Here is a 12,414-nt window from a genome sequence, read left to right as displayed (position 1 = left end):
TATTTTACATTAAATACACTTTTGAGTAACAATTAATTTACATTAAATTAACTTTAAATCGTTAAATATTTGCATATCAATTGTTTACATATTTTATAAATTTTAATTTGATAAACAAATCGTCGATTCTTTTTACCATTGGCCTCCATAAATACTATGTAAATTTTATGTTAATCAAAAGTTTTTTTATTGTTTCTAGCTAAATTCAGGAAAATCCCAGTGCATATGCTTCCCAAATGGACAATCCGATATAAAATCTGTATAACTGGTAGTAAATCACACCATTCCTTTTAAATTTGCCGTTCATTATCAATTTATGTTCAGAAATACGACTTGTGGAGCGCTTCGTTCAACGGATATAGATTCCGTTGTTACATTAAGCGGTTGGGTACATAAAGTACGCGACAAAGGATTTGTGGTTTGGGTAGATTTAAGGGATAGGTATGGAATTACACAATTAGTGTTTGACGAAGACCGTTCGTCCAAGGCGCTTTTGGAAGGTGCCAGGGAGTTGGGCAGGGAAACTGTGATTCAAATCAAGGGAAACGTTATTGAAAGAGCTTCAAAGAATCCCAATATTCCTACGGGAGATATTGAAGTATTGGTGAATGAGCTTCAAATCCTGAATCCTTCTGAACTTCCTCCCTTTACCATTGAAGACGATACTGATGGCGGAGAGGATATTCGCATGAAATACCGTTATCTGGACATTCGAAGAAATCCGGTAAAAAACAACCTCATCTTTAGGCATAAAGTAACCATGGAGGTGAGAAAATATCTGTCCGACCAAGGTTTTATAGAAGTAGAGACGCCATACCTTATAAAATCCACTCCTGAAGGTGCTCGAGATTTTTTGGTTCCCAGCAGGATGAACGAAGGGCAGTTTTATGCTTTGCCTCAATCCCCTCAAACCTTCAAACAATTGTTGATGGTGGGTGGAATGGACAAGTACTTTCAGATTGTAAAATGTTTTAGGGACGAGGATTTAAGAGCCGACCGTCAACCTGAGTTTACCCAGATTGACTGTGAAATGGCCTTTGTGGAACAAGAGGATATTTTGAACACTTTTGAAGGATTGACCAAACACCTTCTCAAAGAAATCCATGGAATAGATTCTGGCAATTTCCCTAGAATGACTTTTGACGAGGCCATGAGAAGGTACGGTAACGACAAACCTGATATTCGCTTTGGGATGGAGTTTGGGGAGTTGAATTCGGTGGCACAACACAAGGATTTCAACGTATTCAATTCTGCTGAATTGGTAGTAGGTATTGCCGTTCCTGGCGCTGCATCCTATACTCGAAAAGAAATCGACAAGCTAATTGATTGGGTAAAACGTCCTCAAGTGGGAGCCAAAGGCATGGTCTATGTTAAATGCAATGAAGATGGTTCCTTCAAATCTTCTGTAGATAAGTTTTACGACCAAGAGGATCTAGCGCAATGGGCCAAGATTACCGGAGCTAAAGCTGGAGATCTGATTTGTGTTCTTTCTGGAAACACCAACGAGACCCGTGCACAGCTCAGTGCTTTGCGTATGGAATTGGCCGAGCGCATGGGCTTGAGAAAACCTGATGAATTTGCCCCGCTCTGGGTAATCGATTTTCCATTGTTGGAATTGGATGAAGAAACAGGTAATTATCATGCCATGCACCATCCATTTACGTCACCAAAACCCGGTCAATTGGAATTGCTGAACACAGAACCTGGGGCGGTTCGGGCCAATGCCTACGATTTGGTGTTGAACGGCAACGAAATCGGTGGAGGTTCCATTCGTATCCATGATAAGGAGGTGCAGTCCACTATGTTTAAACATCTTGGTTTTACTCCAGAAGAAGCAAGAAATCAGTTTGGGTTTTTGATGGATGCCTTCCAATATGGTGCGCCACCCCACGGAGGAATCGCTTTTGGTTTGGACCGATTGGTGGCTATTTTGGGTGGACAGGAAACCATTCGTGATTTTATTGCTTTCCCCAAAAACAATAGTGGCCGGGACGTAATGATTGATGCACCCGCTTCAATAGATGAAAATCAACTAAAAGAGCTCCATTTGAAATTGGATATATAACAAAGTAACAATCCCGCAAATCGCGGGATTTTTTTAATACTTTTATTCAATAACCTCTTGATGGACAGTAAAGTCAAAAGATTACTGACCCGCTTCTTAAAATGGAGATATAAACATGTCTCCAATAAAACATTTGTGCATGTTACCAGCTTAATTGTGGGGTTTTTGGCAGGTCTAGTTGCTGTTACACTTAAAAACACGACATATCTCATTCAATCCCTATTAAAGGAGGGTATTATTTTTTCCGAAAACCAACTTTATTTTATTCTGCCCATCGTGGGCTTGGCCTTGGTATTTCTTTATGTCAAGTTTGTTCATAAACATCCATTACAACATGCGGTTTCTTCCATTATTTTTTCATTGTCCAAGAAGAGAGGGCTATTGCCTGTAAAAGACATCTATACACCTTTGATAGCAGCTCCGCTTACCGTAGGTTTTGGGGGTTCAGTAGGTTTACTTGGGCCCGCTGTGAAGTCTGGAGCTGCCCTGAGTTCCAATCTTGCCCAATTGTTTCATATTGATGCAAAAACAAGGTCTTTATTGGTAGCTTGTGCTTCCGCAGGGGCTATTTCTTCCATATTTCAATCTCCTGTTGCCGCAGTTATTTTTGCAATGGAAGTATTTTCTCTGGATTTGGCCATGTCTTCTCTTCTACCCTTGCTGTTGGCATCCATTTCTGCAGTACTGACCTCTTATTTCTTTTTAGGTAATGAAGTGCTTTTTAGTTTTTCATTGACCGAAGGTTTTCAGCTTGGCGATACATTGTTTTATATTCTTTTGGGGGTAGGCACCGCCTTTGCCTCCATTTACTTTACCAAGATGTATTTTCAAATCTTAAAATGGTTTGAACCTTTTAAAAGTCCAAAATACCGTCTTTTGGTAGGTGGAATAGCAATTGGGATTATGCTTTACGCTATTCCTCCCTTATATGGGGAAGGTTTTGGTTTTATAAATAGTCTTTTGGATGGTAACCATTTGATGGCCTTGGGAAGAACTCCTTTTGATGCTTATACTGAGAATATCTGGGTGGTCATTGCCCTGCTTTTCGGTATTACTTTGTTCAAGGCGGTTGCCATGACCACTACCTTCGCGGCTGGTGGAGCTGGTGGGGTTTTTATCCCAACTATGGTTATGGGAAGTGCCTTAGGGAACGTAGTGGCCAAAATCATCAATAATTTAGGACTTGGTTGGGAAGTATCAGAAAGTAACTTCACCCTAATTGGAATGGCCGGATTGATAGCTGGGGTAATCCATGCACCTCTCACAGCAATATTCCTCATTGCAGAAATAACGGGTGGATACCAGCTTTTTGTGCCTCTAATGATTACCGCTTCCATCTCGTATTTAATGACCAAAAACGCATTGGATTATACCATTTACACTAAGGAGTTGGCCAAAATAGGTGCACTATTGACCCATAATAAAGACCAAATGGTGCTCAATCTTATGGAGGTGGACGATGTTATCGAAAAGAATTTCAAGACCGTAAAACCAGAAATGTCTTTGGGAGAAATGCTACATCAATCTGTTTCCCAATCCAAACGCAATATTTTTCCCGTGTTGGATGAAGAAAACAGACTTATGGGCATCATTCTTTTGGATGATATACGGGAAATTATGTTCGACACCGAACAGTATGATAAAATATTCGTAAAAAACTTGATGCATGCGCCACCAGAACATATCTTTCAGGAAAGCGACTCTATGAAACAGGTCATGAAAAAGTTTCAAGATAGTGGGGCTTGGAACCTCCCAGTAATCAAGAACGGGAAATATGTAGGTTTCATTTCAAAATCCAAACTCTTAACGGCGTATCGAAGAAAACTGATTAACTTTTCCCAATGAAGTCAAAAATGAGGTATTTAATACTGGGGATTGTGATACTCTCCTTTGCATCGATAATCTATGGATTTAATATTAAATCCGAAGATGAGATTCGAGGCAATAAGTTCATTGGAGCAGGTACGGTTGGTCTATTTTTGGTGGCTATGCCCCTTTTTCTCATCAAAGAAAGTAGGGGTAAAAAAATGAAAGACTACATGTTAAATCAAGAAAACATTAAAAAAATGCAAGAAAATGAGGCTCGTAACAAGAGGAAGCCATAATTTTCCAAAGATTTAAAGCGTAATAGCTTTACTTACCATTTTAATAGCATACCTTCGCGTTTTAACAATTATTTTTTTTTAATGACTGGTACAGTAAAATTTTTCAATGAATCCAAAGGTTATGGATTCATTACCAACGACGAGACGGGTCGCGACATTTTCGTCCATGTTACTGCGTTGAATGGCGTAGAGCTTAAAGACGGGGACAAGGTAGAATATTCAGAAGAAGAAGGAAGAAAAGGTGTGGTTGCTGCACAGGTGCAAGTAATCGGATAATATATTGTATTCTTGATTAAGTATACCCTGATGCGTGCATCAGGGTTTTTTCATGTCTTGTTTTTAAGTATTTTGATAGTTGTGTTCGTTTTACTCCCCATATTGAATCAAATGGAATCCCTCTATAAATTACCGAGGGATCGCGCAAGATTCGAAGCATATCTTACCTTACTTCAAGGTTCGCAAAAAGGTGATATGCACCTGCCTATTGCAGGATACAATCCCATGGGAAAAGGTTTTGTGTTGGATAAAATAAGAGAACTCAAAAAACTTGGGGCAGAACAACTGATGGAAGAAGCCATTAAGGAGGTTAATGAAGAACTGCGCGACCAACCTCTCAAGGAAATCGAAGTAACCTTAAATCTGGTAGATGATGTAGGAGGGGCATGGTCCAATAGAGCCACTGTGGATTTTTCCAGTAAGTTCTTGATTGAACCGCTAATCAAACGAAATTTCTGCACGCCCCATATTTGGACAAGTGAGCAATTAACAAAGGACATTATAATCAATAGGACCAAAGAATATCTATTTCGAACCTTTTACTGGACACAACACGGGAAACCAAAAAGCTTAAAAGATCATGTTAGTCAAGAAACCTATGTTGCTTCCAAAATAGATTATAAGGGTAAAGATTTACATATTGATTTAAAGGATGCAAAGGATTTTTATTCCCAAAATCAAGATTCCCAAGATTATTCACTTCTATTCAACTTCTTTTATGGGGATAAGGCATCAGAGGTTTTAAACTATGCCACTTACGGTTCATCTGAGAATTTAGGTTTTATCTTTTCAAGATATCTGGCCAGGGATAAAAAACATCTTGGAGTTAATTTAAATTTCTTCGTTGAATAAAAAAGCGTTTCAAAAGTTCAGAAGCTTCATTTTCCAGGACACCGCCAAAAATCTCTGTTTTGGGGTGCAACTGGGTGCCCATTACATTAAAGCCTCGTTCCAAATCCGCCGCGCCATAAACCACCTTGGATATTTGACTCCAATACAATGCCCCTGCGCACATTTGGCATGGCTCAAGAGTAACATATAAAGTACAATTGTGAAGATACTTTCCCCCTAAAAAATTGGACGCTGCCGTTATGGCTTGCATTTCCGCATGCGCTGTAACATCCTTTAGGCGCTCTACCAGATTGTGGCCCCTTCCTATTATTCTATTGTCGATTACAACCACTGCCCCCACAGGAACTTCGCCCATTTCAAAAGCAAGCTCGGCTTCCTGAAGCGCTTTCTTCATAAAATAGGTATCGTCAAATGGATTCTCCAAAGTCCAAGTTTTTATTCTTTCAAGCGAATCTAAAACAAATCAATTTATGGATAATGGGTATTTTTGTTTTTTAACCCTTTGGAATCACTTTTAGCACATATCAACTCGCCCCAAGACCTTAAAAAATTAGGTAAAGAACAACTTCCATTTTTGGCTCAAGAACTACGTGATTTCATCATAAAAATTGTGGCCGCCAAAGAAGGACACTTGGGAGCCAGCTTAGGTGTAGTGGAATTAACCATTGCCCTGCATTATGTATTCAACACTCCAGAAGATAAATTGATTTGGGACGTAGGACATCAGGCTTACGGCCATAAAATCTTGACTGGGAGAAAAGAGATTTTCGATACCAACCGCCAATTGGGGGGTATCAGTGGTTTTCCTAAACGCAGTGAAAGTGAATTTGATGATTTTGGCACGGGCCATAGCTCTACGGCAATTTCAGCCATTTTGGGAATGGCCATGGCATCCCAGTTACAGAACAAATTGGAAAAACAGCATATTGCAGTAGTAGGAGACGCCTCCATTGCAAGTGGAATGGCTTTTGAAGGCCTCAATCATCTGGGAGTAACAGACACCAATGTACTTATAGTGTTAAATGATAATGCCATTGGCATTGACCCCAGTATTGGAGCTTTTAAGAAGTACTTGACCAACGTTAAAAAGGGAACTGCAAAGGATGAAAATCTTTTTGAATGCTTGAATCTTAATTATTCCGGACCTATTGATGGTCATGATTTGGATTTGCTGGTTACCCAGCTGGAAAGGTTAAAAAGCATAAAAGGACCTCGACTGCTTCATATTATAACTACCAAGGGAAAAGGACTCAAGAAAGCCGAAGAAAACCAAGTTGTCTATCATGCTCCTGGAAAGTTTGATGCCTCTACAGGAGAACGTTTGAAAAACACTCAGCAAGATCAACCTCCAAAGTACCAGGATGTCTTTGGACATACCTTGGTAGAATTGGCAGAACAAAATGAAAATATTGTTGGTATCACCCCGGCAATGCCTACCGGAAGTTCAATGAAATTTATGATGGAGGCTATTCCTGAAAGAGCCTTTGATGTGGGAATTGCTGAACAGCATGCAGTGACCTTGGCGGCAGGTATGGCCACCGAAGGACTCGTTCCTTTTTGCAACATTTATTCCACCTTTTTGCAACGGGCCTACGACCAAATAATCCATGATGTCGCCCTTCAAAACATTCCGGTAATATTTTGTTTGGATAGGGCTGGACTGGTGGGACAGGATGGGCCAACACATCATGGGGTTTTTGACATGGCTTATCTGCGTTGTATCCCCAATATGACAATTTTTGCTCCCCTAAATGAAAAGGAGCTCCGAAACATAATGTTCACGGTTCAAAGAAGTCTGTCCGGACCTATAGCCATAAGATATCCTAGGGGAAGGGGGGTAACAATGGATTCGAAAACTCCATTTGAAGCCATCCCTATTGGCAAGGCACAATGCCTGAGAAGTGGGTCCAAGTTAGCTGTACTTTCCATTGGGCATATTGGTAATTCCGTTATTCAGATTTTAGAAGATCTAGATTCAGATGGAATTGTGGGGCACTACAATATGAGGTTTGTAAAGCCTTTGGATTCCGAATTGCTACTTTCCATTTTCGAACAATATGATAGCGTTATTACCGTGGAAGATGGTTGCCAAACTGGCGGTTTTGGTTCGGCAGTATTGGAGTTTGCCAGTGCAAATGGTATTCAAAAATCCATTACCATTTTTGGAGTGCCCGACCGTTTTATTGAACATGGTACCATGATGGAAACCCATGAGTTAGCTGGAATTGATATAAATTCGCTACGAGAAAAAATAAAATCAGCCTTATGACACGACTCCCGTTCGTTGTTGCTTTGTGTTTTTTTTCATTCGTCTCTGTCTCCGCCCAGGTAAATCCTTTACGTGTGTTTGAAAGGGATAGCGACAGTACCGAAAGCTTTCAAGCAGTCCGAATCAAGGAAGTGAAACTGCTCTACGTACCAAGGAGTGCAAAACTGACAAGCCCAGTTACCTTTCTGAATCGCACCAAAACTTTAAACAAAAAATTCAAACGTTTTGTACCTCAATCCTTTTGGGAAAAAGGTCATGAATTTGGGTTGAACATCAATGAAGTTGCTTTTGTGAATTGGAATGCAGGAGGTGAAAACTCGGTCTCCGCCCTTGCTAACATGCGATTCATTCGGAATTACAAGTTCAGATACCTTGATTGGAAAAATGAGCTCCGTTTAAGATATGGACTTAATGCTCAAGAAGGCCGACAACTGAGAAAGACCGACGACCAAATTAGACTGACATCTACTTTCAGCTTTCGAAAAGACACTATAACCAACTGGTATTATTCGGTCAACGCTTCATTGAACACACAATTTTCAAATGGATTTAATTATCCCGACAGGACAACCCCAATTTCCAGGTTTATGGCCCCCGGGTATTTGTTTCTGAGTGCCGGTACAGCTTTCATTGTTGAAGAAGACAAATTCAATTTTTTCATGTCTCCTATCTCCTTAAAGGCAACCTTTGTTTTGGATGAAACCCTATCCAACCAAGGTGCTTTTGGAGTGGAAGAAGGGGAAAGAGTCTTTACAGAGGTTGGATTTTTAATCACCAACACTTGGGAGAAAGAGGTCTTTAAAAATGTATTAATGAACCATAGACTGAGTTTGTACACGGATTACACGCGACGTTTTGGCAACGTGGATATTGATTGGGAAGTCAACTTTAACCTAAAGGTGAACAAATACATCAATGCCAATATTGGCACTCATCTTATCTACGATGATGACATACGCTTTGATGAAGAATTGGCGGATGATGGAACCGTTATCAACCCAGGAGAACCCAGAATACAGTTTAAACAATTACTAGGAGTCGGCCTTACCTACGCCTTTTAGATGTGCTGACCTGTAATTTTGTTGTGCAGATGTACCGCAGCACTATCTGATAGACCTGCAATAAAACTACAGGTGTCCAAAAGAATACTGTAAACTGAACCGTCAACGGCCCTATACTTTTCCGGTAGACTTTTTATTAGAAGGTTATCGTAATTGGAATCGCTACCGTTCTGTTTGTTTATCAAGGCATCAGTAAAGACCTCCAATAGATCTTGAAGAATTCGATACCCGGCGATTTCCTTATCTATAACTTCAGAAGATTGATATATCCTTTCAATACTTATTTTGATGATGTCATCCATTTGGGCCTGATACCTTCCCCTATCCAAAAGTGCCGAATCAAAAGTTCCCTGAAGAATTTCTTCCTGATTATCATTAAAGACCGAGACAGCATCAGAAATTAGTGTGCTTATAGCCAAGGCCCTTAAATAACTTAACCTGTCACTCGCGTGGGGCATTTCATTGTACTTTTTGGTGCTGATATTTTCCTTTACCAAGTTGATTAAATATTCAAGGGCGTACTCTTCCGATATAAGCCCCAAATTAATCCCATCCTCAAAGTCTATAATGGTATAGCAAATATCATCTGCAGCCTCTACCAAATAAGTCAGAGGATGCCGGTAGAAGCCAACTCCAGGGTTATTTGGGTTTCTGGCCAATCCGAGTTCATCGGCAACTTCTGAAAAAAAGCCCCTGTCACTTTGAAAAAAACCAAATTTTTTATCGGCAATATGCTTGGATGGTCTTTTAGGCAAGGATGCCTTGGGATATTTCATAAAGGCGCCCAAGGTTCCATAGCTTAGTCTCAGTCCTCCTGCCACTCCTCCTTTGGATTCTGTCAATAGCTTGAAACCATTGGCATTACCCTCAAAATCTACCAAATCCTGAAACTCCTCTGCACTCAATACATCTTTATACTGCTTCCCTTTTCCATTTTCGAAAAAATTACCAATGGCCTTTTCGCCACTATGCCCAAAAGGTGGGTTTCCAATGTCATGTGCCAGAGCCGCAGCGGCCACAATGGCACCAAAATCGTTTACTTGATAACCCAATTGATTGCTCAGTTTTGGATATTTGTCGAGTATCTGTTTCCCAGCCGACCTCCCCAGACTACGCCCCACAACGGATACCTCAAGACTATGGGTCAATCGAGTATGTACAAAGTTTCTTTTGGAGCCAACAGATATAGGTAGCGGAATAACTTGCGTTTTATCCTGAAGACTTCGAAAAGGAGATGAAAAAATGATTCGGTCATAATCCACTTCAAACCCTAAACGCGTTTCATCTTGATTCTTCCTTTCTCGCTTAACAGTATCCCCATACCGCTTTAAAGAGAGCAATCGTTCCCAATCCATAGATTCTTTGAATTTTGGCGAAGATATATTAAAAGATAAATGTGCTAGGGTCACAGTAAAATAAATCCATGATTCCTGGAAGTATTTGGTAACATTTTATTAACCTTTGTCCAGATATATAGTGGCATTTTTGCCATATTTCAAGTTTAGGATGGGGGAAAACATCTACATTTTCATGGTAATTGCCCTTGCCGTATTGGCCATAACTGATTTAGTTGTGGGGGTAAGCAACGATGCCGTTAATTTTTTGAATTCCGCAATTGGGTCCAAGGCCATTTCATTCCGTACCATTATGATAGTGGCCAGTGTGGGTATCGCCTTTGGTGCAATGTCTTCCAGTGGAATGATGGAAGTTGCCAGAAAAGGTATTTTCAATCCAGGGGAATTTGTGTTTGCAGAAATCATGTTCATTTTTATGGCAGTCATGATAACGGACATCCTGCTGTTGGATTTTTTCAACACGCTTGGAATGCCCACCTCAACCACAGTATCCATTGTTTTTGAATTATTGGGCGCTTCTGTTGCCATTTCCTTGATTAAAATTATAAAGATAGATGGGGGCTTCTCTGACTTGGGGGCATACATTAATACGGATAAGGCGGCACAGATAATCTTCGGAATTCTGCTTTCTGTCTTTATAGCTTTCACTATAGGGGCCATAGTGCAATTTGTTTCCCGTTTACTTATCTCTTTTGATTATAAGAATAAATCCAAATGGGTAGAGGCCGTCTTTGGCGGTCTGGCCATTTCTGCCATCGAATATTTTATATTGGTAAAGGGTTTGAAAAGTGCTGATTTGTTCAACGGGGCCTTGACTGACTTTGCTGCTAGCCGAACAGGTTTGTTCACTTTAATCAATTTCATTGTTTGGACCCTTCTATCATGGGTTCTGGCCCATTTTTTCAATAAGAATATTTACAGAATAGTTATAGGTCTTGGGACTTTTGCTTTGGCTATGGCCTTTGCAGGAAACGATTTGGTAAACTTCATTGGTGTCCCTATTGCGGCCCTGCAGTCCTTCCAAGATTGGAGTGTATCAGGTATAGACCCTTCTCAATTTGGAATGAGTGGTTTGGCTGCAGCTGTTCGTACGCCTACCCTACTACTCCTATTGTCCGGGGGAATTATGGTGGTGACCCTTTGGTTCTCATCAAAGGCGAAAAGTGTTGTAAAAACCAGTGTTGATTTAGCTAGACAAGATGAAGGTGAGGAACGCTTTCAGCCTAATTTTCTTTCTAGACAAATTGTAAAATTCAGTATAGCGGCTTCGGAAAATTTAGTCAAGATTATTCCTCCATCCATCCGGAAAATAACCGATAAACAATTTACGGTTCCTTACGAATATGTACCTAAAAGCAAGGTTCAGGATATGCCTGCTTTTGATATGGTCAGGGCATCGGTGAACCTCATGGTGGCCAGTGTACTCATATCCATAGCAACTTCTATGAAACTACCACTTTCCACAACTTATGTGACTTTCATGGTGGCGATGGGAACTTCGTTGGCCGATAGGGCGTGGGGTGCAGAAAGTGCAGTGTATCGGGTTGCTGGTGTATTGAATGTAATTGGGGGTTGGTTTTTCACAGCTCTATGTGCTTTTACCGCTGCGGCTATCATTGCCTACCTTTTGCACTTGGGCAAACTTGTTTCCTTAATACTTCTACTTGTGGCTACGGCATTCATTTTGCTTCGAAACTACATGTCCCATAATAGAAAGACCAAGGTAATCAAAGCTGAGGATAGCTTAAGGAGAGCGGAGAGTAGTTCTATACAAGGGGTTATTGAAGAAAGTGCCGATAACATCGGCAATATGATAAAGCGTAGCAACAGAATATATACCAATTCCATAAATGGTCTTGCCAAGCATGACATAGAAATGTTGAAAAAGAATCGAAAAGGGGTCGAGAAAATGTCGCGAGAAATAGAGGACTTGAAGAACAATGTTTTCTATTTTATCAAAAATCTAGACGAGTCCAGCGTAGGTGGTGCCAGTAACTTTTACATAAACCTTTTGGGGCTTTTGCAGGACATATCACAATCCTTGGAATATATTTCCACACTAGGTCACAAGCATGTGCATAACAACCATAAGAAATTAAAATATACCCAAATCAAGGAGCTTAAGGAATTGGATATCACTCTAGAGGACCTCTTTAGTAACACACAAGAGATTTTTCAATCTAGAAATTTTGAGGAGATAGAATCCATTCTGAGACAACGCGAAGAGCTCTTCAATATGGTTTCGGACAAGTTGGAAAAACAGGTGGCCCGAACTAGAACGGAAGAATCAAGCCCAAAGAATACCACTTTGTATTTTTCCCTTCTTACTGAAAGCAAAGACTTGGTCAAATCTACCTTAAAGTTACTGGAGCTTTATTATAGCGAACACGATAGCACTGTGGAACCTGCTCGCGTTCAAAGACAGAACTAA

10 protein-coding genes are annotated in these 12,414 nt (G+C 40.4%); 8 read left to right on the top strand and 2 right to left on the bottom strand.

What is annotated here, in order from left to right:
• Positions 1-316 precede the first annotated feature (316 nt).
• The 5 genes from aspS to CLV81_RS05535 all read left to right on the top strand — a co-directional run bounded on the left by aspS (position 317) and on the right by CLV81_RS05535 (position 5,298).
• The gene (aspS, locus tag CLV81_RS05555; RefSeq protein WP_106144045.1) at positions 317-2,065 is read left to right on the top strand and encodes an aspartate--tRNA ligase; all 1,749 of its coding nucleotides are present in this window, start codon (positions 317-319) and stop codon (positions 2,063-2,065) included.
• 60 nt (positions 2,066-2,125) lie between these two features.
• Positions 2,126-3,910 carry a chloride channel protein gene (locus CLV81_RS05550; RefSeq protein ID WP_106144044.1) on the top strand — a complete coding sequence of 595 codons (1,785 nt, stop codon included), beginning with the start codon at positions 2,126-2,128 and terminating at the stop codon, positions 3,908-3,910.
• Positions 3,911-3,918: 8 nt separating this feature from the next.
• Positions 3,919-4,170, top strand: coding sequence for a hypothetical protein (locus CLV81_RS05545; protein WP_245911929.1), 252 nt, complete (start codon positions 3,919-3,921; stop codon positions 4,168-4,170).
• A gap of 81 nt (positions 4,171-4,251) precedes the next feature.
• Complete coding sequence (locus tag CLV81_RS05540; RefSeq protein WP_106144042.1) at positions 4,252-4,446, top strand: cold-shock protein; 195 nt, start codon at positions 4,252-4,254, stop codon at positions 4,444-4,446.
• Positions 4,447-4,557: 111 nt separating this feature from the next.
• Positions 4,558-5,298 (top strand): hypothetical protein, encoded by a 741-nt coding sequence (locus tag CLV81_RS05535; protein WP_146129831.1) that lies wholly within the window; start codon positions 4,558-4,560, stop codon positions 5,296-5,298.
• Here the strand turns inward: CLV81_RS05535 and CLV81_RS05530 are convergent.
• Positions 5,273-5,722 (bottom strand): nucleoside deaminase, encoded by a 450-nt coding sequence (locus CLV81_RS05530; RefSeq protein WP_106144040.1) that lies wholly within the window; start codon positions 5,720-5,722, stop codon positions 5,273-5,275. The genes CLV81_RS05535 and CLV81_RS05530 overlap by 26 nt on opposite strands.
• A gap of 78 nt (positions 5,723-5,800) precedes the next feature.
• Between CLV81_RS05530 and dxs the strand changes: the two genes are divergently transcribed.
• Positions 5,801-7,567 carry a 1-deoxy-D-xylulose-5-phosphate synthase gene (gene dxs, locus CLV81_RS05525; RefSeq protein ID WP_106144918.1) on the top strand — a complete coding sequence of 589 codons (1,767 nt, stop codon included), beginning with the start codon at positions 5,801-5,803 and terminating at the stop codon, positions 7,565-7,567.
• Positions 7,564-8,628, top strand: a complete 1,065-nt coding sequence (locus CLV81_RS05520) for a DUF3078 domain-containing protein (RefSeq protein WP_106144039.1) — start codon at positions 7,564-7,566, stop codon at positions 8,626-8,628. Before dxs ends, CLV81_RS05520 begins: the two co-directional genes overlap by 4 nt.
• On the opposite strand, the gene dgt is transcribed toward CLV81_RS05520, so the two are convergent.
• Positions 8,625-9,983 (bottom strand): dGTP triphosphohydrolase, encoded by a 1,359-nt coding sequence (dgt, locus tag CLV81_RS05515; RefSeq protein ID WP_106144038.1) that lies wholly within the window; start codon positions 9,981-9,983, stop codon positions 8,625-8,627. The two genes, CLV81_RS05520 and dgt, sit on opposite strands and share 4 nt — an antisense overlap.
• 151 nt (positions 9,984-10,134) lie before the next feature.
• On the opposite strand from dgt, the gene CLV81_RS05510 reads away from it, so the two are divergent.
• Positions 10,135-12,414 (top strand): inorganic phosphate transporter, encoded by a 2,280-nt coding sequence (locus CLV81_RS05510; RefSeq protein ID WP_106144037.1) that lies wholly within the window; start codon positions 10,135-10,137, stop codon positions 12,412-12,414.

The organism is Flagellimonas meridianipacifica (genome assembly GCF_003001695.1).
Lineage (GTDB): Bacteria > Bacteroidota > Bacteroidia > Flavobacteriales > Flavobacteriaceae > Flagellimonas > Flagellimonas meridianipacifica.
This window is presented reverse-complemented; position numbering and strand designations above follow the sequence as displayed.

Coding starts and splice junctions, on each gene's coding strand:
- CLV81_RS05540 (WP_106144042.1), top strand. CDS start 4,252: ATGACTGGTACAGTAAAATTTTTCAATGAATCCAAAGGTTATGGATTC.
- dgt (WP_106144038.1), bottom strand. CDS start 9,983: ATGGATTGGGAACGATTGCTCTCTTTAAAGCGGTATGGGGATACTGTT.
- CLV81_RS05535 (WP_146129831.1), top strand. CDS start 4,558: ATGGAATCCCTCTATAAATTACCGAGGGATCGCGCAAGATTCGAAGCA.
- CLV81_RS05510 (WP_106144037.1), top strand. CDS start 10,135: ATGGGGGAAAACATCTACATTTTCATGGTAATTGCCCTTGCCGTATTG.
- CLV81_RS05520 (WP_106144039.1), top strand. CDS start 7,564: ATGACACGACTCCCGTTCGTTGTTGCTTTGTGTTTTTTTTCATTCGTC.
- CLV81_RS05550 (WP_106144044.1), top strand. CDS start 2,126: ATGGACAGTAAAGTCAAAAGATTACTGACCCGCTTCTTAAAATGGAGA.
- aspS (WP_106144045.1), top strand. CDS start 317: ATGTTCAGAAATACGACTTGTGGAGCGCTTCGTTCAACGGATATAGAT.
- CLV81_RS05545 (WP_245911929.1), top strand. CDS start 3,919: ATGAGGTATTTAATACTGGGGATTGTGATACTCTCCTTTGCATCGATA.